General features: G+C 29.4%; 26 protein-coding genes. 23 read left to right on the top strand and 3 right to left on the bottom strand.

From position 1 onward, the window contains the following. Positions 1 to 5 precede the first annotated feature (5 nt). The 13 genes from FIA58_RS03460 (at position 6) to FIA58_RS03400 (ending at position 11,491) form a co-directional block, all read left to right on the top strand. Positions 6 to 1,934 (top strand): vWA domain-containing protein, encoded by a 1,929-nt coding sequence (locus FIA58_RS03460; protein WP_140960101.1) that lies wholly within the window; start codon positions 6 to 8, stop codon positions 1,932 to 1,934. Further along, positions 1,931 to 3,184 (top strand): dihydroorotase, encoded by a 1,254-nt coding sequence (locus FIA58_RS03455; protein ID WP_140960099.1) that lies wholly within the window; start codon positions 1,931 to 1,933, stop codon positions 3,182 to 3,184. Before FIA58_RS03460 ends, FIA58_RS03455 begins: the two co-directional genes overlap by 4 nt. A gap of 46 nt (positions 3,185 to 3,230) precedes the next feature. Then, positions 3,231 to 3,881, top strand: a complete 651-nt coding sequence (locus FIA58_RS03450) for a hypothetical protein (RefSeq protein WP_140960098.1) — start codon at positions 3,231 to 3,233, stop codon at positions 3,879 to 3,881. 44 nt (positions 3,882 to 3,925) lie between these two features. After that, the gene (locus FIA58_RS03445) at positions 3,926 to 4,252 is read left to right on the top strand and encodes a DUF4870 domain-containing protein (RefSeq protein WP_140960079.1); all 327 of its coding nucleotides are present in this window, start codon (positions 3,926 to 3,928) and stop codon (positions 4,250 to 4,252) included. Continuing rightward, positions 4,253 to 4,789, top strand: coding sequence for a hypothetical protein (locus FIA58_RS03440; RefSeq protein WP_140960077.1), 537 nt, complete (start codon positions 4,253 to 4,255; stop codon positions 4,787 to 4,789). It abuts the gene before it with no gap. A 48-nt stretch (positions 4,790 to 4,837) separates the two neighbouring features. Further along, the gene (locus FIA58_RS03435; protein ID WP_140960075.1) at positions 4,838 to 5,119 is read left to right on the top strand and encodes a hypothetical protein; all 282 of its coding nucleotides are present in this window, start codon (positions 4,838 to 4,840) and stop codon (positions 5,117 to 5,119) included. A 658-nt stretch (positions 5,120 to 5,777) separates the two neighbouring features. After that, positions 5,778 to 6,260 carry a hypothetical protein gene (locus FIA58_RS03430; RefSeq protein WP_140960073.1) on the top strand — a complete coding sequence of 161 codons (483 nt, stop codon included), beginning with the start codon at positions 5,778 to 5,780 and terminating at the stop codon, positions 6,258 to 6,260. A 51-nt stretch (positions 6,261 to 6,311) separates the two neighbouring features. Then, positions 6,312 to 7,028, top strand: coding sequence for a hypothetical protein (locus FIA58_RS03425; protein WP_140960071.1), 717 nt, complete (start codon positions 6,312 to 6,314; stop codon positions 7,026 to 7,028). A 130-nt stretch (positions 7,029 to 7,158) separates the two neighbouring features. Further along, the gene (locus FIA58_RS03420) at positions 7,159 to 7,641 is read left to right on the top strand and encodes a DUF1905 domain-containing protein (protein WP_140960069.1); all 483 of its coding nucleotides are present in this window, start codon (positions 7,159 to 7,161) and stop codon (positions 7,639 to 7,641) included. A 401-nt stretch (positions 7,642 to 8,042) separates the two neighbouring features. Beyond that, positions 8,043 to 8,858, top strand: a complete 816-nt coding sequence (locus tag FIA58_RS03415) for a peptidoglycan-binding protein (protein WP_140960067.1) — start codon at positions 8,043 to 8,045, stop codon at positions 8,856 to 8,858. A gap of 150 nt (positions 8,859 to 9,008) precedes the next feature. Next, positions 9,009 to 10,097 carry a Gfo/Idh/MocA family protein gene (locus tag FIA58_RS03410; protein WP_140960065.1) on the top strand — a complete coding sequence of 363 codons (1,089 nt, stop codon included), beginning with the start codon at positions 9,009 to 9,011 and terminating at the stop codon, positions 10,095 to 10,097. Positions 10,098 to 10,227: 130 nt separating this feature from the next. Continuing rightward, on the top strand, positions 10,228 to 10,872 hold the full coding sequence (locus tag FIA58_RS03405; RefSeq protein ID WP_140960063.1) for an alpha/beta hydrolase: 645 nt from the start codon (positions 10,228 to 10,230) through the stop codon (positions 10,870 to 10,872). Positions 10,873 to 10,876: 4 nt separating this feature from the next. Then, a complete protein-coding gene (locus tag FIA58_RS03400; RefSeq protein WP_140960061.1) occupies positions 10,877 to 11,491 on the top strand; it encodes a hypothetical protein in 615 nt (204 codons plus the stop codon). A gap of 39 nt (positions 11,492 to 11,530) precedes the next feature. Here the strand turns inward: FIA58_RS03400 and FIA58_RS03395 are convergent, their stop codons facing one another. Continuing rightward, on the bottom strand, positions 11,531 to 12,100 hold the full coding sequence (locus tag FIA58_RS03395) for a fasciclin domain-containing protein (RefSeq protein WP_140960059.1): 570 nt from the start codon (positions 12,098 to 12,100) through the stop codon (positions 11,531 to 11,533). Between the two features lie 166 nt (positions 12,101 to 12,266). Here FIA58_RS03395 and tpx point away from each other — a divergent pair, with 166 nt between their 5' ends. From tpx to ribB, 6 genes are read left to right on the top strand one after another with little or no spacing between them, the layout of a single operon-like run. Then, the gene (tpx, locus tag FIA58_RS03390) at positions 12,267 to 12,764 is read left to right on the top strand and encodes a thiol peroxidase (RefSeq protein ID WP_140960057.1); all 498 of its coding nucleotides are present in this window, start codon (positions 12,267 to 12,269) and stop codon (positions 12,762 to 12,764) included. A gap of 4 nt (positions 12,765 to 12,768) precedes the next feature. Beyond that, positions 12,769 to 13,143 (top strand): diacylglycerol kinase, encoded by a 375-nt coding sequence (locus FIA58_RS03385; protein WP_140960055.1) that lies wholly within the window; start codon positions 12,769 to 12,771, stop codon positions 13,141 to 13,143. A gap of 32 nt (positions 13,144 to 13,175) precedes the next feature. Then, positions 13,176 to 15,656 carry a DNA translocase FtsK gene (locus tag FIA58_RS03380; protein ID WP_140960053.1) on the top strand — a complete coding sequence of 827 codons (2,481 nt, stop codon included), beginning with the start codon at positions 13,176 to 13,178 and terminating at the stop codon, positions 15,654 to 15,656. 5 nt (positions 15,657 to 15,661) lie between these two features. Beyond that, positions 15,662 to 16,306, top strand: a complete 645-nt coding sequence (locus FIA58_RS03375; RefSeq protein ID WP_140960051.1) for a LolA family protein — start codon at positions 15,662 to 15,664, stop codon at positions 16,304 to 16,306. Positions 16,307 to 16,309: 3 nt separating this feature from the next. Beyond that, positions 16,310 to 18,295, top strand: coding sequence for an LptF/LptG family permease (locus FIA58_RS03370; protein ID WP_140960049.1), 1,986 nt, complete (start codon positions 16,310 to 16,312; stop codon positions 18,293 to 18,295). A gap of 14 nt (positions 18,296 to 18,309) precedes the next feature. After that, entirely contained in the window at positions 18,310 to 19,443 is a 1,134-nt protein-coding gene (ribB, locus tag FIA58_RS03365) for a 3,4-dihydroxy-2-butanone-4-phosphate synthase (RefSeq protein WP_140960047.1), read from the top strand. Here ribB and FIA58_RS03360 read toward each other — a convergent pair whose 3' ends face one another. Beyond that, on the bottom strand, positions 19,444 to 20,196 hold the full coding sequence (locus FIA58_RS03360; RefSeq protein ID WP_140960045.1) for a sulfite exporter TauE/SafE family protein: 753 nt from the start codon (positions 20,194 to 20,196) through the stop codon (positions 19,444 to 19,446). Positions 20,197 to 20,365: 169 nt separating this feature from the next. On the opposite strand from FIA58_RS03360, the gene FIA58_RS03355 reads away from it, so the two are divergent. Further along, a complete protein-coding gene (locus FIA58_RS03355; protein ID WP_140960043.1) occupies positions 20,366 to 21,388 on the top strand; it encodes a M28 family metallopeptidase in 1,023 nt (340 codons plus the stop codon). A gap of 83 nt (positions 21,389 to 21,471) precedes the next feature. Further along, entirely contained in the window at positions 21,472 to 21,855 is a 384-nt protein-coding gene (gloA2, locus tag FIA58_RS03350) for an SMU1112c/YaeR family gloxylase I-like metalloprotein (RefSeq protein ID WP_140960040.1), read from the top strand. A 2-nt stretch (positions 21,856 to 21,857) separates the two neighbouring features. Here gloA2 and FIA58_RS03345 read toward each other — a convergent pair whose 3' ends face one another. Further along, positions 21,858 to 22,817 (bottom strand): ion channel, encoded by a 960-nt coding sequence (locus tag FIA58_RS03345; RefSeq protein WP_140960038.1) that lies wholly within the window; start codon positions 22,815 to 22,817, stop codon positions 21,858 to 21,860. Between the two features lie 101 nt (positions 22,818 to 22,918). Here FIA58_RS03345 and FIA58_RS03340 point away from each other — a divergent pair, with 101 nt between their 5' ends. Together FIA58_RS03340 and FIA58_RS03335 are read left to right on the top strand one after the other, a co-directional pair. After that, a complete protein-coding gene (locus FIA58_RS03340) occupies positions 22,919 to 23,689 on the top strand; it encodes an NYN domain-containing protein (protein ID WP_394352402.1) in 771 nt (256 codons plus the stop codon). A gap of 90 nt (positions 23,690 to 23,779) precedes the next feature. Then, complete coding sequence (locus FIA58_RS03335) at positions 23,780 to 25,687, top strand: transglutaminase-like domain-containing protein (protein WP_140960034.1); 1,908 nt, start codon at positions 23,780 to 23,782, stop codon at positions 25,685 to 25,687. Positions 25,688 to 25,711 lie beyond the last annotated feature (24 nt).

The following is a 25,711-nucleotide window of genomic DNA, read 5'->3' as shown; positions in this document are numbered from 1 at the left end:
AATACATGCAGTTTAAACATCCTGAGATTTTATACTTTTTGTTCCTATTGGTCATACCAATTTTAGTCCATTTATTTCAATTACGTCGCTTCAAAAAAGAGTATTTTACTAATGTAAAACTCCTTCGTCAACTCCAACAACAAACTAGAAAAAGTAGCACTATTAAAAAATGGTTGCTATTAGCAACGCGTTTATTATTGTTAGCGTTACTTATTTTGGCTTTTGCCCAACCTTTTTTCAACGCAAAACAAACTAAAAGTAAAGACAACGAGTTAATTGTACTCTTAGACAACTCCTTTTCCATGCAAGCCAAAGGAAGTCGTGGTGAATTATTAAAAAGAAGCATCCAAGAAATTCTAGAATCGTTTCCTGAAAACCAAACTTTTTCATTGGTAACCAATGATGCCACTTTTTGGGATATCGATAGCAAAACCATTCAAAGCGAATTACAAAAATTAGAATATGCTGCACTACCGTTTGAATTAGATTATTTACTTACGCAAGTCGATTCAAAAAAACCAAATACCAAAAAAGATTATATCATTATCACAGATGCTATTGGAGCGAATTCCAAAAAAATAGAAGATATAAGCAAGCAAAATGAGGTTTATTTCATCAATCCTAAAGCAGAAAACAAAAACAACATTAGCATTGAAAAAGTAACTTTAAGTCAAGTTTTAGATGCTTTTTACGAAATTACCATTGATTTAAAATCCTACGGTGAAACAACAGAAGCAATTCCAGTTGCCGTTTATAATAAGAAAGCTTTAATTGCCAAATCGCAAGTCACTTTCGACAGAACAGAAAAACAACTAAAAATCAATATCCCAAAAACTGCTTTTCATGGAAAAGTAATCTTACAAGACAATAGTTTGCAATATGACAATGCCTTTTATTTTAGTATTTCCAAACCTAAAAAACAAAACGTAATTATCATAGGCACACCCGAAAAAAATAAATTCTTAAATAAGATTTTAACTGAAAATGAATTTGTTGTAACCAATACGGAATTAGCCCAACTAAACTATAATAGTATTGAAAACCAACAAACAATTGTTCTAAACGAAGTAGTAGAAATTCCACAAGCTTTAAGCACTACCCTACTTTCTTTTTATAATAAAGGTGGTAGCATAATTTTGATTCCTTCTCAAGAAAATAGCCTTCAAAACTTAAATAGCTTTTGCAAAAACTTTGGCTCTTTTCAGTTTTCAGGACTGAATGATTCCGAAAAACAAATCACAAAAATCAGTTTCAATCATCCTTTGTATAAAAATGTATTTGAAAAAAATGTGAGTAACTTTCAGTATCCAAAAGTAAACAAATCCTTTACTATTTCTGGAAATGGGTTGCCAATCTTACAGTTTGAAGACAAAACAAATTTTACTTTTTCAATTTCAAATAAAATTGGAAATCTGTATATTTTTACTGCTCCAATCAACAAACAAAATTCCAACTTTCAGAATTCTCCTTTAATTGTACCAACGTTTTATAATATGGCTCAAGCCAAAAATAATTCGAAAACCAACACCTTTACTATTGGTGAAAACGAAACACTTATTATTGATGCTATTTTATCAAAAGATGAAGTCGTAAGTGTTACTAATACTGAAAGTAGTTTCATTCCACAACAACAAATTGTGAATACCAAAGTAAAACTAGCGTTTGGAGATTTTCCAGCAAAATCAGGAAATTATAATGTCAAGCAAGCCAAAAATTCCATTCAGGAAATTAGCTTCAATTATCCTAGAACAGAAAGCGATTTAAGCAACGCAAACACAACTTTATTTGATAAAACCACTACTGTAACCAACGTGGAAACCGTTTTGAACGATTTACAATCAAAACGAACCGACACCGCCTTATGGAAATGGTTTATCATAGGCACACTCCTATTTTTATTGATTGAACTACTAATCCAAAAATTTGTAAAATGACACCCGTTTTAATTAAACAAGCCACTATACTAGATAAAAACAGTTCGTTTCACAACCAAACCGTTGACATTAAAATAGAAAACGGAATTATTACAGAAATTGCAAAAGAAATTGCCACACCTGAAAACGCAACGGTTGTTGAAAAAGAAAACCTTCATGTTTCTCAAGGTTGGTTTGACTCATCAGTTTCTTTTGGAGAACCAGGTTACGAAGACCGTGAAACTATTGCGAATGGTTTACAAGTAGCAGCAAAAAGTGGTTTTACTACTATAGCTTTGCAACCCAATAGTACTCCAATAATCGACAACCAATCGTATATAAAATTTGTTTTAGACAAAGCCAAAGACCAAGCAACAACTCTTTTTCCTATTGGAGCTTTAACAAAAAACAGTGACGGACAAGATTTAGCCGAATTATTCGACATGAAAAATGCTGGTGCCATTGCTTTTGGAGATTACAACAAAGCCATTCAAGATGCGAATATTCAAAAAATAGCCTTACAATACGTGCAAGATTTCGACGGATTAGTCATTAGTTATAGCCAAGACAATTCACTAAAAGGAAAAGGAGTTGTAAACGAAGGCATTGCTTCTACTCGATTAGGCTTAAAAGGAATTCCAACCTTGTCCGAAGAATTACACATCGCTCGTAACTTATTTCTATTAGAATATACAGGTGGAAAATTACACATTCCAACCATTTCTACTCAAAAAGCCATACAATTAATTAAAGAAGCCAAAGCCAAAGGATTACAAGTAACGTGTAGCGTAACAGTACATCATTTAGTTTTAAACGAAGAAATCTTATCAGGTTTCGATTCGAGATATAAAGTGGCACCACCATTGCGAGATGAAGCAACCAGAAAAGCCTTACTAGAAGCAGTAATCGACGGAACTATTGATTGCATCACTTCCGATCATAATCCTTTGGACATCGAACATAAGAAACTAGAATTTGACATGGCAAAAGATGGAACGATTGGTTTAGAAAGTGCTTTTGGAGCATTAGCAACCGTTTTACCTCTAGAAATAGTGATTGAAAAATTAACGAGTGCCAAAACTATCTTTGGGTTACCCCAAAATAAAATAGAAGTCAATTCAACAGCAGAACTTACCTTTTTCTCACCTAAAACAGAAGGAACATTCACCAAAGAAAACATCCTTTCCAAATCCAAAAATTCCGCTTTCCTAGGACAAAAAACAAAAGGAAAAGCATACGGAATTTTTAATAATGGGAAATTGGTGATTTAAGAAAAAGATAACCGAAAACTTACAACATAGAACAGACAACCGAGAATTGAAAACCAATTTAAAAATAGCAACCCTTCTTTTACTCACAACTATTTTATTGAGTTGGAATTCAAAACCCTATAAACAATATAATAAAAAGCACATTTTCTACATTCATGGCAGAATAATCGAAATTCAAGGTAAAAATGCTGTTAGTGAAGAATTCGGAAAATACGAATTCGATAGTATTATTGAAGCTATTAAAGTCGATAATTCAACGGTTCATGCTGAAATAAGAAATGAAAATGTAGATGCAAAAAAATATGCTATTAAAATTTCAAAAAAAATTGATAATTTAGTTAAAAATGGTGTTCAGCCAATTAATATTACAGTTATTGGAGCTTCAAAAGGAGCTATAATTGCTTCCAATATTTCAGATATAAATACTAATGCTATTAACTATGTTTTATTAGCTGGAAATAATGACTACCAAGAAGCCAATAACGATTGGAAATTCCATGGACAAGTTTTATGTATCTACGATTTATCAGATGAAATTGCAGGCAAGAATTACAACCATTGGAAAAACAAAAAAAACAACACCACAAAGTTTGAACAACTAGAACTAAAAACAAACTTAGGACACGGATTTTTATACAAACCGTTAAAAAACTGGACAGAACCCACAAAAAAATGGATAAAAACCCAAACTTTATAAACGCAATACAAAAAAGATAACCAATAATAAAAAAAAAAAAAACCATGAACAACGATATCGAAAGAGGAAAAAGTGCAGCCTTAGTAGCCTACTTAACCATAATAGGAAGTGTAATTGCTATTTTTATGAATCAGGACGAGAAAAAAAGCGACTTTGCTAGTTTTCACATCCGTCAAGCCTTAGGAATATTTCTAACCTTCTTTTTATTAGGCTATCCTATTGGTTATTTCAATAGTTGGATGGTCTCTTCTGCTTTTTGGGTGTTTATCTTTGTCCTTTGGGTATATGGTTTTGTAGGCATGCTAAACGGAGAAAAGAAAATTGTGCCTTTAGTAGGCGACTTTTACCAACAGTTCTTTAAGAATTTGTAAATGGAAACCTATAAAAAATATAATATAAAATCTAAAATTATTTTAAACGATTTAATCAAACTAAAAAGTAAAGGAATATTTATAGTTCTTTTACTTTTTCCTTTAGCACTGTTTTTAAACACTATTTATACAGCTTTTAATAACAATAATGAGTTTTTAGATCTAGCAACAACTAGTTTTAGTTTACTAATAATAATCTTATTATTAGTAATTCCATTTGTAAAAGTTTCATTAGCATCAGATTATCAAAAAAACATATATACTATTTATACACTTAAGAATAAAATACTCTTCAAGAAAAAAGTAGTACCCAATAATTATAAAAAGTTTATAATTATTAAAGAAAATTTTACTAAACAAAACACTAACATTAATTTACAAAATGCCGTTGCTGAGTTCAAATACCCCGTTTACAAATTCGTAGTTTTAAAAGATAATTATAAAAAAGAGATTACTTCAGTAAATAATGAGTCTTTAAAAAAGAAGTTACAAATCTATTTAGAAAAGGAAAGTAATTTGAAGTTAACAAAAACCTAGGAAAGCATCAAAATTGATTTATCAATCATAAACAACAGATTAAGTTAGTTGAAAATAAAAGTCTACAATATTTTCAGAAATATCGGTTCTGATAATGGAGGAATAATTTTAGCTTGTAAACGAATTACAAAAGAGAAATTAGTACAAGGTTGTGTACTTATAGTTAATGAATCAATAAGCATACCTATTTTTCATTTTGAAGAAAATGAACGCTATAATGATATTAACCTTTTTATTGATGAATTTAATCGTTATTCAGAAGATCTATCATACAATAACATAGTTCAAAAGGAGTTTTTTATTTTAAACTCAGATAACTCTAATTTATAATCCGTACCAAAAAAACATATTAAAAACAATAAAAAATAACACTGATAGCATTCATAAATTCTTCTGCTCTAAAAAATAAAAAAAGAACATCAAAAGATTATTGAACATATTTCTAATTACCTAAATGCAAATCAAGATATAAGATTTGGGCAAGCACTTTTTAACCTTAGAATCAACGAATTCAAAGAAAGAAAAGACTTTATAAATCCTAAATATGAAATTAGAGACATTCATGGTGATGAAGATGAAAGAATCCCAAAAAGAATTGAATCTCAACTAGATTGGTTAGAAGAACAAAAAAACTCTTTATAAATAAAATAAAAAATAGCATCCCTAAAGGAATTTCATCATAAAGATTACAAAATTAGCAACCAATATTAAATTCCTAAAGGGATTTAAAATATCTTGAAAGATACTGACACAAAAACCAACAATTTTAATTTGAAATTTATACTCAATAAAAAAGAAGGGCCCAACTCTAAAATCCCGTTAGGGATAAAATATCGGTAACAAAATAAGAATCTAAGAACAAAAAATCCCATTAGGGATGATATATTGGTTACCAAAAAAAACTACGAAGAACAAAAATCCCGTTAGGAATGATATATAAAAAGTTTCATTCGTATATTTAACAATTAATTCCAATGTAGATTCTTGAATGAAAACTATTCTTCTCCTATTCGTTTTACTTTTAAATACCATTTGCGCAGCGCAAAAGGAAGAAACGTTTTCAAAATCTGAAAAAGAATATTTCGAACTATTAAATTATACTCCAATACAATTCAATAATGATTTAGAAAACAAATGGCATAATAAAATAGTAAAAACAGACTTGAATTCAATTTGGAAATTAAAAAACGCCTTTAACCTCTATGACTTATTAAACCTAAATGAAAGACAATGGTTAGAAGAACAAGTCAAACGGTTAGCTCTTTCTTTTTTTCTAGAAAAAAAACCAATTATCCTTAACACTATTAATTTAAATTATGACAACGCCAAATTAATAATGAGAGAATTAAAAAAAGAAATAATTATCACAACCTTAAACTTTGATGAAAGTGGATGCTTTAAAAACCATCATAGTGAAAATTTCATTCGTATTTTTAATCATCAAACTGAAAAATTAATTTCAAAAAAATAATTTTAAAGAATGCGCTACTTATCCATACTTCTACTCCTAATTTCAAATACTATGTCATTTTCGCAAAGTAAAAATGAAATTGAAGCAGATTTTGAAATGCAAACCTATTTTAAAAATTATTCTGAATTCAATTTAGATTCGCTAAAAAAAAAGAAATTTAAAGCTGTGAAAGAAATTGAATCTTTAAGAACTGACTTTGAATTTGAACGCGTTTTAGATGGAGGAATTAAAGAATCAATTTATAACATTGTAATAAACTTTGTAGATGAGCATTCATTCAAAGATAAAGAGTACAAGGTTCATATCTTTAAGAAAAATAATAGCATCTTTGGTTTAATAAATTATGATGCTCACAGAAAAAAGAAAAACCAATATTTTGAGGAAGAAAAACTAGACGATTATTTACAATTTCATAATATTTTCTATCAAACTAACTTTAATACAACCGACTTTGTATCACAAGTTTTAGAGAACCTTATCTATAGTTACTATTGTGGGTATGGAGCAACAATTACTAAAGTCCCTGAATACAATAATTTAAAATTTAACAAGAAAAAAAACAGAAAAACCTTTACAAATTGGCTTAAATCATTTAACCCTGAATTACAAACTTATGGTTTAGATGCCCTACTTTATCTAGAGAAAAACAAAGGAATACAAGTAACAGAATTAGAAAAAAAATTAATTGCAAACATCAAAAATCGCAACTCTGTCTTAAATACTTGTAGTGGTTGTGAAATGGGTATTTACGAAAAAGTATTTGAATAAAACTTATTCCAAAAAATCCCTTTAGGGATGATATATAAAATTCAACCATAAATATTTAATAACAAACCTCTTATATTATATAAGACATCTAATTAGTACCTTTTAAACTAGAACATTAAATTAACAAATAATGTATGAATTTGAAGCAAAAATAGAAGTCATAGGAATCAATCCATTTGTTTTTGTACCGGAAAACATTCTTCAAAAAATCTTCGAAGATGCTGGTAAAACCAAAAGACATATTCCAATAAAGGGAACAATTAACGACAACCTCTACAAACAAACATTAGTAAGATATAATGGAGAATGGCGTTTGTATATCAATACAACTATGCTCAAAAATTCACCTAAACGCATCGGTGAAACCATCGAAATCACAGTAAGTTTTGACCCAGAAAGCAGAGAAATTAAACCTCCAAAACTTTTTGTAAAAGCATTAACAAAAAACAAAGAAGCTAAAATCGTTTTTGAAAACCTACCAGCATCCAGAAAATCAGAGATTGTAAAATATTTGACTAATCTAAAAACAGAAAAAGCATTGGAAAAAAATACTGAAAAAGCCATCAATTTTCTATTAGGCAAAGAACGGTTTATTGGTAGAGATAATCCATAAAAAACAAGTAACACAGTAAATTACTGGTAAGAGAACTACAATTCCCGAAAACAAATCCTCAAACACCTAAAAGACTACTTCAATTTTCAAAAAGATAACCGCAATCTTCAAAAACACATCAAAAACTTTCGAAAAGATATCCAAAATATTCAAAAAAGACATTCGAAATATTCAAAAATAAATCCTGAAGTAATAAAAAGCTATCCGAAACTTTCAAAAACGCATCCGAAACTTTCGAAAAGACATACGGAACTTTCAAAAAGACAGTTGCAAGTATAAACAAAGAATAAAAAAAACAAATAAAAACTTCATTTTCAGTATAATTACCCTTCAAAAACAGGATTTTCCCCCTTTACAATATACAAATCGATGGCTACTTTTATACTCTAAAATGTAGCGTCATGCAAAAAAAATCATACCTTAAAGAAATTAGCATTAGCAACACCCAAAAAAGATTTGGTACCAATGTAAAAAAAGATGTTGAAAAGATTCAAGCTTGGTTAACACTCTATGCCATGCAAAATCCAAATGCAGGAACAGCCACAGGTATCGATGGTGATTTTGGTCCAGCTACAGAACAAGCTGTAATTAATTTCCAAAAAGCAAAAGGCTTACCTCAAAATGGAGTAGTAGATTATTACTTATTTGATGCGTTAATAACTCCAATGAAAAGAGCCTTTGAAAATAATAGTATAGGTAATAACCTAAGAGAATTAGTAGTCAATGTGGCCAAAAATCATGCAGAAAATAATCCATACGAACTAGTCATCAGAAACCAAAGCAACACTGGGCCATGGGTTCGCGCTTATATGGATGGCAATGAAGGAACTTCTTGGTATTGGTGCATGGGTTTTGCTCAAACAATAATAGATCAAGCCGCATCTTTACAAGGAAAAAACTTTAAGAACTTAATGCCTTTATCTTACAGTTGCGACACCATTGGCACCACTGGATTACAAAAAAGAATACTTACACGTTACCAAACAGCAAGAAGTAACCCATCTTTAATTAAACCAGGTGATTTATTCTTATTACAAAAATCAACTTATGACTGGTACCACACAGGAATTGTCATAGGAGTCAATGGAGACGTAATTGAAACGATAGAAGGCAACACCAATTCAGATGGTTCCAGTAATGGAAATGCGGTTTTAAATAAAATAAGAAATTTCAAACAATCCAAAATCGATTTTTTTTCTATCGAACCCTTAGTGTAAATAACAAGTCTTTAGATGTAGCTACTTTTAGCAACCAAAAGATATTTATAACCCAACAAATAAAAAGTAGTATCTTTATTTAAAATTGTATTTAAATTAGCTGCAACAAAACTAATTATAAAAAGACTTATAAATAAATGTAGATACAAAATGGCATTAGATAGAAGAAATTTTATAAAAAACACGGGGCTTTTTTTAGGCTATAGCGCACTCCCACTTTCAGAATTATTTTCTGCAAAAAATCAGAAACCAATAGGGGTTTGTTTAGTAGGCTTAGGAAACTACAGTGCAACAGTACTCGCTCCAGCACTCCAACTTACAAAATATTGTAAATTAATGGGAATAGTAACGGGTACTCCTTCCAAAATAGCAGTGTGGCAAAAAAAATACGGTATTGAAGATAAAAATGTCTACAATTATGACAATATGAATCAAATAGCCAACAATCCAGATATTGATGTCATTTATATAGTTTTACCAACAGGTTTACATGCAAAATATGCAATTAAAGCTGCCAACACAGGAAAACATGTATGGTGCGAAAAACCAATGGCAAAAACAGTAGCAGAGTGCCAATCCATCATAGCTGCTTGTCAAAAAAATAAAGTAAAATTAGCCATAGGCTATCGCATGCATCATGAACCTAATACCCAACAAGTGATGCAATGGGCTAATACAAAACCATATGGAAAAATTAAAGAAGTTCAAGCAGAAATAGGATATGATGTAACCAATCTAGAAAAATCTTGGCGATTAGACTCAAAATTAGGAGGAGGAACTATGTATGATTTAGGAGTGTATGCACTAAATGCCTCAAGATATGCTACTGGAGAAGAACCTATTTCTGTAGTGGCCAAACAAAAGACCACACGTCCTGACATTTTTACTGAAACCGATGAAACCACTCATTTTACACTAGAATTCCCCTCTGGAGCTATTGCACATGGAAAAACCAGTGTAGGAAAAGACATGCATCTTTTACATGTGGATTGTGAAAAAGGTTGGTATCAATTAGCTCCTTTCTCTATGTATAATGGTGTTAAAGGAAATACTAGCGATGGCCAACTTTTAAATCAATACATTGAAAACCAGCAAGCCAAACAGATGGATGATGATGCTTTAGCTATTATCAATAACAAACCTTTTATAGTGCCAGGAGAAGAAGGTTTAAAAGATATTCGAATTATAGAAGCCATTTATAAATCTTCTAAAACAGGAGTGAAAATTAATTTAATATAAGAAAATTTAAAAAATAGTAGTTCATTTTTATTGATTCCAACTAAGATATACTTTTAAAATTATTACTTCAAAATCGAATAAATTAAAATTTAGTGATAATTTTGAAAAAAATAATCAGAATACACTACAAATGAATTTACACTACCTCGTTCGGGAACCAAAAATACAACAAGCACAAAATCCAGTTTTAATTTTATTACATGGCTACGGAAGCAACGAAGAAGATTTATTTTCTTTCGCTACAGAATTACCAGAGGAATATTATGTCATTTCTGTTAGAGCACCATATGATTTACAACCGTATGGTCATGCATGGTATGCCATTCATTTTGATTCAGATGAAAATAAATTCTCAGATGACATACAAGCTAGAGAATCAAGAGATTTAATCGCTACTTTCATTGATGATTTGGTTGCTAAATATCCTATTGATAAAAATAAAGTTACACTAATTGGTTTCAGTCAAGGTAGCATTTTAAGTTATGCCACTGCCCTATCTTATCCAGAAAAAATTGCAAAAGTAGTCGTTTTAAGTGGTTACTTAAACGAACAAATTATAGCAGAAAACTTCAAAGAAAAGGACTACAAACACTTACAGTTTTTCATTTCACACGGAACAGTAGATCAAGTAATTCCTATTGATTGGGCAAGAAAAGCAAAACCTTTTTTAGAAAACTTAGGTCTTCCAGTAGTCTACAAAGAATACCCTATAGGACATGGTGTAGCTCCACAAAACTTTTATGATTTTAAAAATTGGCTAGAACAAACGAAGTAATATTTTGGAGGAAAGTTTTAATTGTTTTATAAAATCTGCTTTTTATGACAGAAAAAGAAAGCTAACAATCACAAAAGATTGTATTGAATTTGAAGACAATGATTTGGTTAATGGACAAAATACTAAATTCACTAAAGAAGAAATAGAATCATTTCGATTTGGAGTAAAATGGCTCAATGGCTATTCTTTTACTTTTGGAAGAATTTATAGTATAGATATCAAAAATAAAGAAGGTAAAATAATAAAATTAAGGTTAAAGTCTATTTATGGAATCAGAAAAAAAGAATTGCATCATAAATATGCTACTATAATTGATCAATTACTTGACTTCCATTTTATGGATATCTCTAAAAATTATCTCAATCAATTTAAAAAAAATGAAAAATTCACACTCTTGTCTATTCATTTTTTACCAGAAGGTATTCAGTTAAAAAACAACAAAATAATACTTTGGGAAGATTTAACCTCTAAGCAATATCACAATAAATATTCTTTATTTTCTAAAACCAATAAAAATGTTTATCTAATTTTAGAATACAATTCCGATTGGAACACAGCTGTAGTATATTCTGTCGTTGAAAAGATACTTTTAGACAAAAAAGAAAGCCCCACAATTTAGTAGAGCTTTCCTTAAAAAAAACAAACTAAAACTAAACAACTATGTACGAGGTAATACAACAGTATCTACCACGTGTATAATTCCATTTGATTGGTTAACATCAGCAATGGTTACTTTTGAGCTATTTCCTTTTTCATCTGTAATATATATGTCTTTACCTTTCATCCAAGCGGTTAAAGTTCCACCGCTTACAGTTTTGAAAGCATATTTTCCATTTCCTTTTTTAATAGCAGCAACTATATCAGCAGCACTCCATTTTCCTGCAGCTACATGATATTTTAAAATGGTTTGCAACATCTCTTTATTTTCTGGCTTTAACAAAGTTTCAACAGTACCAGCTGGTAATTTTGCAAATGCTTCATTTGTAGGAGCAAAAACAGTAAAAGGACCTTCAGATGACAATACTTCTACTAAATCTGCTGCTTTAACCGCAGCAACTAGCGTGGTATGATCTTTAGAATTTACAGCATTTTCAATAATATTTTTACTAGGATACATAGGTGCTCCACCTACTTCAACTGTTTTTTCTTTTTTTTGAGCTTGAATTTCAGTTCCTACTAAAAGACTAAAAGCTACTAATGCAATTGCTACAATTTTTCTCGTTCTCATTTTTAAGTTTTTTTATGTTATGTTACATGTTATAATTGCATTTACGAGAAAAATTGAATCTTGGTTTTAAAAAAGTAAAAAAAAATAAAAAAAGTAAAAGAAGGTAATAGATAAATAGCAATTCAATAATATTTATTACTTTTGAACTTCATAAAAAAAAGACATCATGGCAACAGTAACATTAGGCGGAAACGCAATACATACTTCAGGAGAATTACCAAAAAAAGGAACAAAATCACCTGATTTCAAATTAGTTAAAACTGACTTAGGTACAACTACTTTAGCTGACTTTACTGGAAGTAAGTTAGTTTTAAATATTTTCCCTAGTGTTGATACTGGTACATGTGCTGCATCTGTAAGAGCTTTCAATGAAAAAGCAAGTAAATTAGAAAACACAAAAGTATTATGTATTTCTCGTGATTTACCTTTTGCTCAAAAACGTTTTTGTGGTGCTGAAGGATTAGAGAACGTTATAAATTTATCGGATTTCAATACAGGAGATTTTGGAAAAGATTTTGGTCTAGAAATTACAGATGGCCCATTAGCTGGATTACATTCAAGAGTTGTAATTGTTTTAGATGAAAACGGTACCGTTACATATACAGAACAAGTTGCTGAAATTGCTGACGAACCAAATTATGAATCTGCCTTAGCTTCTTTATAAGCATATGAGTTTTGAAAAAGATAATACTTTCGTAAAAGGAAGATTGAAGAGTATTTTATTTGCTGTTAAAGGAGCATTCAAATTAGCTACTACTGAACATAGTGTGATGGTGCAATTAAGTATCGCATTTACTTTAGTCATAGCTGGTTTTTATTTTGGCATCACAAAAGAAGAATGGCTTATTCAAACTTTAGCAACAGGATTAGTATTAGGTATTGAAGGAATAAACACAGCTGTAGAAAAAATTGCAGACTTTATTCATCCTGATTATCATAAAAAAATTGGTTTTATAAAAGATATTGCTGCTGGTGCAGTATTTTTCGCTGCATTAACTGCAATTACGATAGGTTGTATTATATATATTCCCTATTTATTTTAAATTCTCTATTTTTGTAAAATAGTGTATCCTACATGGCTAGAAAAAGTAAAAAAGAATCTGAAAATAAGACACCTTCAAAAGAAAAGAAATCGTTGAAACTATCAAGACAGCAAAAGTTTACTATTGGTGTTTTACTAGTTTTACTTTCTGTTGCTTTATTGTTATCGTTTGTTTCCTATTTTATTACAGGAAATTACGACCAAAGTCAAGTAAATGATCTTTTCGATAGAGCTATTCAAACAAAGAATTGGCTTGGAAAGTTTGGAGCTTACTTGGCTGATTTTTTCTTATACGAAGGATTTGGTGTAGCTTCATTTCTATTTGTTAGAATTTTATTCTTAACAGGGACATATTTAATATTAGACATTAGTATTAGAAAACTTAAAAGAACCCTTTTTTGGGATTTATACCTTATCATCATTCTTTCCGTTATTTTTGGATTCTTTTGGGATTATCTTCCTGAACTAGCAGGAACTATAGGTTTTGAAGTTAATTCGTATATACAAGATTACATTGGCAAAATTGGTACTGCTCTAATATTACTTTTTGGTATAATAATCTATTTAATTTTTAAAATTAAGATTTCTCCAGATACTGTTAAAAATGTTTTCGAAAAATCAAACCAGACTTTTCAAGAAGAATTAATTACAGATAAATTAGAAAAAGATAGTACTAAAGAAAGTTTAAATAAAATTACTACTACTAATTCTTTCGAAGAAGACAATTTTACAATAAGAGAAGATGAAGAGGCTATTTCAAAAATTGAATTAAAACCCAACTCCTTTGAAATTAATAAAGATTCTTTAAAACCTACTATTTCAAATGCTTCTGAACTAAATTTAGATCCAAAATCTAAAAAAGAAGACTCTTTTAGTATTACTGAAAAGGTTAATTCTTCTGAAACAAACAACGAATCAGATAATGATTTTGTGATAGAAAAAGTAGAAGAAGAAGAAATTTTAGAAGGAAATTTATCTACTAAATTAGTACAAGATTTCGGAGAATTTGATCCTACATTGGAATTATCTAATTATCAATTTCCACCTGTTGACTTATTAAAGGAATATACAACTGGTGGCATTACCATTAACCAAACAGAATTAGAAGAAAACAAAAACCGAATTGTAGAAACTTTAAAAAACTACAGTATCGGAATTTCTCAAATAAAAGCAACTGTTGGACCAACAGTAACCTTATACGAAATAGTTCCAGACGCAGGAATTCGTATTTCTAAAATTAAAAATTTAGAAGACGATATTGCTTTATCATTAGCCGCTTTAGGAATTCGTATTATTGCTCCAATTCCTGGTAAAGGAACCATTGGTATTGAAGTACCTAATAACAATCCTACAATGGTAGCGATGAAAAGTGTTATTAGTTCTCCTAAATTTCAACAAGCAGAAATGGAATTACCTATAGCATTAGGGAAAACTATTTCTAATGAAACCTTTGTGGTCGATTTAGCAAAAATGCCACACTTATTAATGGCAGGTGCAACTGGACAAGGAAAATCAGTAGGACTAAATGCTATTTTAGCATCTCTTTTATACAAAAAACACCCTGCTGAAGTTAAATTTGTCTTAGTTGACCCAAAGAAAGTAGAATTAACCTTATTCAATAAAATTGAACGTCATTACTTAGCAAAACTTCCTGATACAGAAGATGCCATCATAACAGACAACACTAAAGTAATCAACACTTTAAATTCGTTGTGTATAGAAATGGACAATCGTTATTCTTTATTAAAAGATGCTATGGTTAGAAACATAAAAGAATACAACGATAAGTTTAAATTGCGTAAATTGAATCCTGAAAATGGACATCGTTTTTTACCCTATATTGTTTTAGTAGTAGACGAATTTGCCGATTTGATCATGACCGCAGGAAAAGAAGTAGAAACACCTATTGCTCGTTTAGCACAATTAGCTCGTGCCATAGGAATTCACTTAATTATTGCAACACAACGTCCTTCTGTAAATGTAATTACAGGTATGATTAAAGCCAATTTCCCTGCTAGAATTGCTTTTAGAGTAATGTCTAAAATAGATTCTAGAACCATTTTAGATGCTGGTGGAGCTGATCAATTAATTGGTCGTGGAGATTTATTATATACCAATGGGAATGATATGGTACGCGTGCAATGTGCATTTATTGACACTCCAGAAGTGGAGAAAGTTTGTGATTTTATTGGCAGCCAAAAAGCTTATCCTGAAGCATATCAATTGCCAGAGTATGTAGGTGAAGAAAGTGGCACGACTCTTGATATTAACATTTCAGACCGAGACACCTTATTTAGAGAAGCTGCGGAAGTAATTGTAACAGCACAACAAGGTAGTGCCTCATTAATTCAAAGAAAATTAAAATTAGGATATAATAGAGCTGGTAGAATAATTGACCAATTAGAAGCAGCTGGTATAGTTGGCCCTTTTGAAGGCAGTAAAGCTAGATCAGTTTTAATTACTGACTTAGTGGCACTCGAACATTTTTTAAACAATGAACAAAATAATAAGTAAATAAGATGAGTAAATTTTTAAAATTAGTAAGTTTTCTTTTAGTAGGTTTTTCAATTCAAGCGCAAGATGCTGCCAAAGCTAAAAGCCTTTTAGATGAAGTATCAACTAAAGTAAAAACATATGAAAATATCGTTATTGATTTTAAGTATGCTTTAAATAATCCAACAGAAAACATCAATCAAGAGAGTAAAGGAAATGTTACACTAAAAGGAAATTTATACAATCTAAACTTTATGGGTGTTACCAAAATTTTTGATGGTAAAAAAGTATATACCATTGTTCCAGAAGATGAAGAAATCTCTATTTCAAAGTTTGATGACAAAGATGAAAGTGCTGTAACTCCTTCTAAAATGCTTACCTTCTTTAATTCTGGTTACAAATATTCTTGGGATATTTTACAAGACATAAAAGGTAGAAAAATTCAATATATAAAATTAATTCCTATAAGTTCTAAAGACCAAAGAAAAGAAATCCTTTTAGGCATAGATGTTCAAACTAAAAACATTTATAACCTTATAGAAACAGGAAAAAATGGAACAAGAACAACATTAACTGTTAATTCTTTTAAAACAAACCAACCTTTGTCAGATAATCATTTTACCTTTACAGAGTCAAAATATCCAAATTACTATATCAATAGACTAGACTAAAGGGTGAAAATCTTAGACAAATACATTGTTAAATCATTTATGATTACATTTACTTCGGTATTTGTAATCCTTTTTTTTATTTTTGTTTTACAAGGAATATGGTTATTCATTTCTGAATTAGCTGGAAAAGATTTAGATTTTTTTACAATAATAAAATTTTTATCTTTTTACGCCCCTACAATCGTCCCTCTCGTTTTGCCTTTATCTGTAGTACTTGCTTCAATAATGACTTTTGGTAGTTTTGCTGAAAATTATGAGTTTGCAGCAATGAAATCTTCAGGAATTTCTTTACAAAGAGCCATGCGAGTATTAACACTATTCATTGTAGGTTTAAGTATAATTTCATTTGTATTTGCTAATAATGTAATCCCTAAAGCGCAATACAAATTCTTAAATCTAAGAAAGACAATTGTGCAACAAAGACCAGCTATGGCTATTGCAGAAGGACAATTTAACCCTATTGGATCTACTATTAATATTAAAGTAGAGAAAAAAACTGGAGCAAATGGTCAGTTTCTTGAAGATGTGACCATGCATATTAAAAATACAAATGCAGGATTAGGGGCAAATACTGTTATTAAAGCAAAAAATGGTATTTTAAGAAGTGATGAAAATTCAAATTATCTTCAATTAGAATTATTAGATGGTAATTATTATGAAAATGTAATTCCAAAAAAATATGAAGACAGAAATAAATACCCTTTTGCAAAAAGTAGTTTTAAGAAATATACTTTAAATATAGATTTAACAAAACTAGATGAAAACTCAGGTGATAATTCAGATATTACCTCAGAAAAAATGCTAACGTTAAGCGAATTAAACTATACTATAGATTCACTACAAAGCAATTATAACAAAGACATTGTTTCCTATGCTGAAAATACTGTTCAAAGAAATGACTATGTTTTCCAATTAAATAGAGTTCAAAAAATTGATAAAGAAAAAAAAGTCAACGATTTACTATCTATTTTCAACAATAAGGAAAAACAAAAAATACTAGAAATGGCTAAAAGCAATACTTCTAGTTCTGAATTTAGTGTTCAAAATAGTCAAAATGATTTAGATTATAAAAAGAAAAATTTAAATTCACATTGGATAGTTGTACACGAAAAATTCATCATAGCTTTTTCTTGTCTACTAATGTTTTTCATTGGTGCCCCATTAGGAGCTATTATTAGAAAAGGAGGTATTGGTTTACCCATAGTCTTTGCTATCGTCATTTTTATTGGTTTTCATTTCACAAATACTTTTGGAAAAAAATTAGCCGAAGAAGATACTATTCCTATCGTTTTAGGAATGTGGTTATCCTCTATTCTTTTAACACCTTTAGCCTTATTTTTAACTTATAGAGCAACAAATGACATTGGAATCATGATTAATTTTGATTGGTTGACCACACCTTTCAAAAAGATATTTAAAAAGCCAAGTGAAATTAAATTTTCTAAAGATATTATAGTACTAGATACCCTTAATTTGGACAAAACAGATAAAGAATATTTATCTTTTGAAGAAAAAGAAGATTCAGTTTTAAAAAATATAGTAAAAAATGCTGATCAATTTGGATACTCAAGTGAATCAAGAATAAAGGCTTTAAAAATATTAGAAACAAGAGGAATTAATCAAGAACAATTACTACTAGAGAACAACCTATATAACAAAGAATATTTAGAACTAAATTTTCACATTGAAGAATTTAAAAGCCTCAGTAAAACAGCCCTTTTATTATATATAATAGCTTTTATCTTTTCCATTTCAATAAAAATAACTGAAAATATAATCTTAATATTTTTAAGTATAATCAATATTATACTTTTATATATAAACATTTATAAAGCTTCTCAAAGTCATTCAAAAATTGATAAAATGATTAATAAAAATCTTTTTTTAAGTCCTTTCCTAGAATTAACAGCTGGTTTTCCATTTTATATTTTTATCTATTTATATAATAAATCAAAACTTAAAGAAGTTTTATCTGAGTTTAACAAATAAACTACCATTTAAAAATGTCAAAAAACATACAACTCAACTCCATTGAAGAAGCCATAGAAGATATCCGTCAAGGAAAAATTATAATCGTAGTCGATGATGAGGACAGAGAAAATGAAGGTGATTTTTTAGCTGCTGCTGAAAAATGTACTCCAGAAATGATTAACTTCATGGCTACCCACGGTAGAGGTTTAATTTGCACGCCTCTTACAGAAAGCAGATGTAAAGATTTAGATTTACATGCTATGGTGAGAAATAACACTGACCATATGGAAACCGCTTTTACTGTTTCCATAGATTTAAAAGGAAACGGTGTTACTACCGGAATTTCTGCTGCAGATAGAGCTAAAACAGTATTAGCACTAGTTGATGAAGAAACAAAACCTTTTGATTTAGCAAGACCTGGACATATTTTTCCTTTAATCGCTAAACAAGGTGGTGTTTTAAGAAGAACAGGTCACACCGAAGCAGCTATTGACTTTGCTAGATTAGCTGGCTTCACTCCTGCAGGTGTTATTTGCGAAATCATGAATGAAGACGGAACCATGTCACGTTTACCACAATTGGTAGAAGTAGCTAAAAAATTTGATTTAAAATTAGTTTCTATTGAAGATTTAGTAGCTTACAGAATGCAGCATGATAGCTTAATTCAAAAGAAAGAAGATTTTGAAATAGAAACCCGATTTGGTACCTTTAGATTAAGAGCTTATCTTCAAACTACAAACAAACAAGTACACTTGGCTTTAACAAAAGGGACTTGGAGTAATGGTGAATCAATCCATACTAGGATCAATTCAACTCAAGTCAATAATGACATCTTAGGCACATTAACAAATGATGCGGATAAAAAGTTAGATGTTATGTTTAAAAAGATTAATGAAGTAGGAAAAGGTGCTATAGTCTTCATCAATCAGGAAGTAAAATCATTAGAATTATTATCTAGATTATCCGAATTGAAAAAATTGCAAGAAGAAGGTACTATTAAAGCTCCTCAAGTAAAAATGGATTCAAAAGATTTTGGAATAGGTGCTCAAATTCTTCATGACATAGATATTTCAAGAATAAAATTATTATCTAATAATCCAGACCACACTAAACGTGTAGGTATGATAGGATATGGTTTAGAAATTACAGAATATGTAAATTACTAATTAGAAAAACCATAATTTAATAGCAAGAGAGGATACAGTAATTACAAGAAACAATCGAATTACTTTATCCTCTTTTTTTACAGACCATCGACTCCCAAACCAAGCTCCTGATGCACTTCCTAAAGTTAAGGTAAGTGCTAATGTGTAATTAATCTTATCTTCTAAAGCAAAAACAATTACTGCTCCTATTGTATAAACAAATACAACAAAAACTTTTGTTGCATTAGATTTTAATAGAGACAAACCATTTACATAAGGTAAAATTAATAACATTAAAAAACCAATTCCTGCATTTATAAAACCACCATAAATTCCTAAAAAAAAGAAAATAAACAAAGAAATATATAAAGGTTTTCCTGATGTTTTCTCTATAATTTCTGTGTAATTCTTTTTTGGATTAAATAGAATTGTTATTAAAACTAGTATCATAATAACTGCAAGAATTCTATTAAATAATTCTCCTTTTATATCAATAGCTAATTTAGCACCTATAAAAGATCCTACCAAAGCTGATAAACCTAAATACAAACTAAATGGATAAGAAGAAACACCTTTACTTTTAAAACCTCTAACTGCTGTAAAAGTTTGAACTAATATTGCTATTCTATTTGTTCCATTCGCTAAAGGAGCTGGCAAACCCATTAAAATCAAAGTAGGTAATGTCAATAATGTTCCTCCACCTGCTACAGTGTTTAAAAAACCAGCAATAAAACCAACAGGAATTAAAAGTAAATACTCGTATTGAAAATCCATAAATCTTAAAATAGTCAGTAAAGGTATTGAAATAAAACTTACTTCAACTTATAAAAACAAATACGTTTCAAGAGGTTCTCTAGTTATAAAAAAATGTTAACAGTTATTTACATTCTATAATAAATAGCCTATTTTTACTAACTTATTCAACAAAATTAGTTCAAATAAAATGAAGAAAAAATTAATTTCTGGAGCACTACTAACCCTATTTTTAGTAAGTTGTAATTCGGTTCCCAAAGCAAAAAAAGAGGTGAATGTTTCCAAATATATGAATACAATAACTTCTGACGAATTAAGTACACATTTACACATTGTAGCTTCTGATGAAATGGAAGGGAGAGATACTGGAACCGAAGGTCAGAAAAAAGCAGGAAAATATCTTATTGAACAATATAAAAAAAATGGGCTGAGTTTTCCAGCTGAAGCGGGTGATTGGTATCAAAAAATACCTTCTGAATTTATGGCAAAAGGATTTTCTCCAAAATTAAATGATTCAGAAAACATTTGGGCTTTCATAAAAGGATCAGAAAAACCAGAAGAAATTTTAGTCATTTCAGCACATTACGATCACGTAGGTACAAAAAATGGTGAGGTTTACAATGGAGCTGATGATGATGGTTCTGGAACTGTTGCATTACTTGAAATTGCTCAAGCTTTCGAAAAAGCTAAAGAAGATGGTTTTGGTCCAAAACGTTCAATTCTTTTCTTACATGTTACTGGTGAAGAGCACGGATTACATGGTTCTAGATTTTATTCAGAAAATCCATTATTCCCATTAAAAAATACCATTGCAGATATTAATATTGATATGATTGGAAGACGAGATACACTACACCCAAACACCAATAACTATATCTATGTAATTGGTTCTGATAGATTAAGTTCTGAACTGCATACAATTAATGAAGAAGCAAATAAAAAATATACCAATCTAACTTTAGATTACAAATACAATGATCGTAATGATCCTGAAAGAATTTATTATCGTTCTGATCATTATAATTTTGCAAAAAAAGGAGTTCCTGCAATCTTCTTCTTTAATGGTGTTCATGCTGATTACCACAAAGCGTCAGACACACCTGATAAAATTGAATATGATGCTTTGGCCAAAAGAGCACAATTAGCTTTCACTTTAGCATGGGAATTAGCTAATAGAGACGAAAGAATAGTAGTAGACAAAGACGGAAAATAAATTGATTACCCTATAAACAAATCCTCATTGCATAAATGAGGATTTGTTGTTTAAAAACTAAATACTAAACTTTAACTCATAAAATGCTTAATAAAATTCATCATATTGCCATTATTTGTTCCAATTATGAAGTTTCAAAAAAATTTTATATTGATATTTTAGGCTTAGAAGTGCTTAAAGAAACTTATAGAGCTGAAAGAATGTCTTATAAATTAGATCTTGCTATAAACGGTCACTATTGTGTTGAATTATTTTCTTTTCCTAATCCACCAAAAAGAACTTCAAGACCAGAAGCTACTGGTTTAAGACACTTAGCTTTTGAAGTAACACAATTAGAAACCATAATTGCACATTTAAATCAATATCAAATTGAAGTGGAACCTATTCGAATTGATGAAATAACCAAAAAACGTTTCACATTTACTCAAGATCCAGATGGATTACCTATTGAATTTTACGAAAAATAATATTAAGGTAAAGTTACTTTTTCAAATGAATTCAATTTTTGTAAATCTAAAATAGTTTTACTATCATCTTCATTTCTATTATACATGATATTAAATTTGGCTCCATAAACCACCTCTTTAAAAATATAAGAGGTTCGTTTTACCAAATGTGTACTATAAATATCATCAAATACTTTTATAAACACCAATATTTCTCCTTCAATTGACGCATAATCCTCAGCCGTAAAATTATACAAAGGACTTTTTTCTGTTATAGGATGAACTAATGTCCAACTCAACGTTAGCGCATTAACTTTGTCTAATTCTAAAGGCAATTGATAAAATTTATTGACCATAATACCATTCTCTTCAACACTTAAACCAAGAGTAAGTCGAGCTTCTGCATCAGTTAAATTAGCATTCTTAAAAGGTGTCATTCTCAACATTAAAGCAGTTCCATTTTCATAAGGTGCAATTACTGCATTTTCAGAAAATTTCACAAAAGCTTGTGGTTTACTAAAGCGTCCATAAAACAAACCTGTTGCAATAGCAAAAGTTAACAAACCTGTCAAAGCTTCTATTGAAGAAACAAAACTTGCCCAAAAGCCTGTTGGGTTAATATGTCCATAACCAACAGTAGTATAGGTTTGAATACTAAAAAAGAAAGCTTGACCAAATTTTTCCAAATTAGTATTGGCAACAATTCCGTTTAAATTTTCTACCCCAATCCAATAATAAATCGATGCAAAAAAAAGATTGGCTACAAAATAAAATAACACTATTACTCCTAAAAAATGCCATCTCGGAATATTTAGCATAAAGTGATGCCAACTAATACTTTCTAAAAGAGCAATTCCTTTTTTTTTGACATTTGCATCTCCATTTTTATTTACAAAACGACCTCCATAATTGGATGCATTAGTACCAAAACCTGAAGAATTTATCGTTTTAGCTTTAGAATTTATCGTTTTAAACAATGCCATTTTTATTTTTTTACAAATCTATAAAATATTATTAGCTATCAAAGGTAAGATTAATTATGCATCATCAATCATTTGTAGTACATTTACTATTATGAAACAAAATGCAAATGGAAATTAAAAAAGACTTAAAATTAGCCGTACTTATTGATGCCGATAATGTTCCCTATGCTAATGTAAAAGAGATGTTTGAAGAAATAGCAAAATATGGAACACCAACCTTTAAAAGAATCTATGCCGATTGGACTAAACCTACCGTTTCTGGTTGGAAAAATGTACTGTTAGAGAATGCCATTACTCCTATTCAACAATATAGTTATTCAACTGGTAAAAATGCAAGTGATAGTGCCTTAATAATTGATGCAATGGATATTTTATACACTGGAAAAGTAGATGGCTTTTGCATCGTTTCTAGTGATTCTGATTTTACTCGATTAGCTACTCGTCTTCGAGAAGCTGGTATGACAGTGATAGGAATAGGTGAAAAGAAAACATTAAAACCTTTTATAACAGCTTGCGATAAGTTTATTTATATAGAAATATTGAAAAAAGATGATTCTGAAAATCAAACAGAAACTTCTTCCAAAAAAGCAACTAAAACTAATGTTTCTAAACAAAAAACACCATTAAGTAAAATCGATCCTAAAATTATCAAACTTTTTGCAACTAGTATAGATGATTTAGAAGATGAAAATGGTTGGGCTTTTTTGGGTGATTTAGGTAATCTAATCTTAAAAAAGAAAACCGATTTTGATCCACGAAATTATGGATTCAGCAAACTCTTACCATTAATAAAAAGTATGCAAAAATTTGATATTGACGTAAGAGATACTAATAATCCTAATGTGAAACATATTTACATTAGGAAACAATAGAAATACAAGCTAAAAAACTGTCTAACAATATTTTATATAAAAAACACATAAATAAACATATTTTTATTTAATATTGCACAAATTTTAAGAATGAAAAAAAGTAACCTACTTTTCGTTTTTTTAATTTCACTAAATATGTGGAGTCAAAAAAACACAGAGCCCTCTCCTACTGAAATTAAAACAGCCAAAGAATTAAGAGAAAAATTTGACAAATCGGATGTTGCTATTTTAAAAAGCACTGAAAATGTGAGCTTTGAAATAGCAAAAGATAAAAAAAATGTAGAAGTTAACTATGCCATTTCTGAAGTACTACTAAATATCAACCATAGAGCTGATATTCAAAAATATGAGTTTTATGACAGTCAGTCTTTAATAAATACTTTTTCTTTAAAATATAAAAATAATAAACCTGCTAACATTTATCCTAAAGACGAATTTTATAAAAGTAATGATTTGTTCTACAATGATGCTAGAGTGAAATACTTTGATTTGGATTTTCCTATTCAAGGATATACTTATTTATATGATTTAGAGAAAAAAATTAAAGATGTAAAATACTTTACTTCTATCTATTTTAACGATGAGTTCCCAGTAATCAACAAAGAAATAGTAATAACTATTCCAAAATGGTTAAACCTTGAGATTAAAGAATTTAATTTTGATGGCTTTGAAATTACCAAAACCGAGACTAAAAATGCTGAAGCAATAGTATATAAATATACTATTAAAAACATGCCTCCTATTGCTAGAGAAAAATTAGCTCCTGGACCAAGTTATATTTATCCACATATTTTATTTGTAGCAAAATCGTTTACATTTAAAAATGAAAAAACTACTTTATTTAATGAAACTGCAGACTTGTATAAATGGTACAAATCATTAGTAAATGACATGAAAGATGATCCTTCCATTTTTGAAGCTAAAGTAAAAGAATTAACCAAAGAAGCTAAGACGGATGATGAAAAGATAAAAAACATCTATTATTGGGTTCAAGATAACATTAGATACATCGCTTTTGAAGATGGAATTGCTGGATTTAAACCTGATGATTCTCAAAATGTATTTACTAAAAGATATGGTGATTGTAAAGGAATGGCAAACCTTACCAAACAAATGCTAAAAGTTGCTGGTTTTGATGCAAGATTATGTTGGATTGGAACAAAACACATTGCTTATAATTATAGTATTCCTTCTTTGTCTGTGGACAATCACATGATTTGTGTGGTTATAAAAGAAGGTAAGAAATACTTCTTAGATGGAACCGAAAAATTCAATTCCTTTAAAGAATATGCTGATAGAATTCAAGGAAAAGAAGTCTTAATTGAAGATGGAGATAAATTTATTATTGACAAGATTCCGACTCATGATGCGGTTTCTAATAAAGAAATTTATACAGTAAACTATAAATTAGAAAATGAAACCTTAAAAGGAAAAGTGAACAAAGAATTTTTTGGTGAAAGTAGAGCTTCTTTTTTATACACTTACAACAGTATTAAAAACGATAAAAAAGAAGAAGCCCTAAAATGGTACATCAACTCTGGAAACAAAAATTATAATGTTAGTAATATAATCACTTCTGATTTATCTAACAGAGATAAAAATGTAAAAATCAGTTATGATGTAGCATTAGACAACCATGTTTCTTCATTTGACAATGAAATATACATTGATTTAGATTATGATAAAGAATATAATTATCTAGATTTTTCCGAAAGAAAAGAGAATATAGTATTTGGTTACAAAAGTTATGACGATGTTACTATAACCTTAGAAATTCCATCAGGTTTCACTATTAAAAAATTACCTGAAAACATCAACATCAAAACTGATGATTATGAAATTGCATTAAGTTTTGAAGTTAAAAATAATAGTATTTCGTATCACAAAGTTTTCAATTTTAAAAACGGAACCATCAACAAAAATGATTTTGAATCAGCTAAGAAAAATTTTGAGAATATTAAAAACCTTTATGCTGAACAAATTGTCTTAACCAAATAACCCTATAGAATAGCCCTTAACAAA

It is taken from the genome of Flavobacterium jejuense (assembly GCF_006491595.2).
GTDB classification, from domain to species: Bacteria; Bacteroidota; Bacteroidia; order Flavobacteriales; family Flavobacteriaceae; genus Flavobacterium; species Flavobacterium jejuense.
This window is presented reverse-complemented; position numbering and strand designations above follow the sequence as displayed.

What these genes read in the sequence shown, in the direction of transcription:
- FIA58_RS03380 (WP_140960053.1), top strand. Translation starts at nt 13,176, where the DNA reads ATGGCTAGAAAAAGTAAAAAAGAATCTGAAAATAAGACACCTTCAAAA.
- FIA58_RS03395 (WP_140960059.1), bottom strand. Translation starts at nt 12,100, where the DNA reads ATGAGAACGAGAAAAATTGTAGCAATTGCATTAGTAGCTTTTAGTCTT.
- tpx (WP_140960057.1), top strand. Translation starts at nt 12,267, where the DNA reads ATGGCAACAGTAACATTAGGCGGAAACGCAATACATACTTCAGGAGAA.
- FIA58_RS03440 (WP_140960077.1), top strand. Translation starts at nt 4,253, where the DNA reads ATGGAAACCTATAAAAAATATAATATAAAATCTAAAATTATTTTAAAC.
- FIA58_RS03385 (WP_140960055.1), top strand. Translation starts at nt 12,769, where the DNA reads ATGAGTTTTGAAAAAGATAATACTTTCGTAAAAGGAAGATTGAAGAGT.
- FIA58_RS03455 (WP_140960099.1), top strand. Translation starts at nt 1,931, where the DNA reads ATGACACCCGTTTTAATTAAACAAGCCACTATACTAGATAAAAACAGT.
- FIA58_RS03355 (WP_140960043.1), top strand. Translation starts at nt 20,366, where the DNA reads ATGAAGAAAAAATTAATTTCTGGAGCACTACTAACCCTATTTTTAGTA.
- FIA58_RS03360 (WP_140960045.1), bottom strand. Translation starts at nt 20,196, where the DNA reads ATGGATTTTCAATACGAGTATTTACTTTTAATTCCTGTTGGTTTTATT.
- FIA58_RS03445 (WP_140960079.1), top strand. Translation starts at nt 3,926, where the DNA reads ATGAACAACGATATCGAAAGAGGAAAAAGTGCAGCCTTAGTAGCCTAC.
- FIA58_RS03405 (WP_140960063.1), top strand. Translation starts at nt 10,228, where the DNA reads ATGAATTTACACTACCTCGTTCGGGAACCAAAAATACAACAAGCACAA.
- FIA58_RS03410 (WP_140960065.1), top strand. Translation starts at nt 9,009, where the DNA reads ATGGCATTAGATAGAAGAAATTTTATAAAAAACACGGGGCTTTTTTTA.
- FIA58_RS03340 (WP_394352402.1), top strand. Translation starts at nt 22,919, where the DNA reads ATGCAAATGGAAATTAAAAAAGACTTAAAATTAGCCGTACTTATTGAT.
- FIA58_RS03420 (WP_140960069.1), top strand. Translation starts at nt 7,159, where the DNA reads ATGTATGAATTTGAAGCAAAAATAGAAGTCATAGGAATCAATCCATTT.
- FIA58_RS03430 (WP_140960073.1), top strand. Translation starts at nt 5,778, where the DNA reads ATGAAAACTATTCTTCTCCTATTCGTTTTACTTTTAAATACCATTTGC.
- FIA58_RS03425 (WP_140960071.1), top strand. Translation starts at nt 6,312, where the DNA reads ATGTCATTTTCGCAAAGTAAAAATGAAATTGAAGCAGATTTTGAAATG.
- FIA58_RS03375 (WP_140960051.1), top strand. Translation starts at nt 15,662, where the DNA reads ATGAGTAAATTTTTAAAATTAGTAAGTTTTCTTTTAGTAGGTTTTTCA.
- FIA58_RS03460 (WP_140960101.1), top strand. Translation starts at nt 6, where the DNA reads ATGCAGTTTAAACATCCTGAGATTTTATACTTTTTGTTCCTATTGGTC.
- gloA2 (WP_140960040.1), top strand. Translation starts at nt 21,472, where the DNA reads ATGCTTAATAAAATTCATCATATTGCCATTATTTGTTCCAATTATGAA.
- FIA58_RS03345 (WP_140960038.1), bottom strand. Translation starts at nt 22,817, where the DNA reads ATGGCATTGTTTAAAACGATAAATTCTAAAGCTAAAACGATAAATTCT.
- FIA58_RS03415 (WP_140960067.1), top strand. Translation starts at nt 8,043, where the DNA reads ATGCAAAAAAAATCATACCTTAAAGAAATTAGCATTAGCAACACCCAA.
- ribB (WP_140960047.1), top strand. Translation starts at nt 18,310, where the DNA reads ATGTCAAAAAACATACAACTCAACTCCATTGAAGAAGCCATAGAAGAT.
- FIA58_RS03335 (WP_140960034.1), top strand. Translation starts at nt 23,780, where the DNA reads ATGAAAAAAAGTAACCTACTTTTCGTTTTTTTAATTTCACTAAATATG.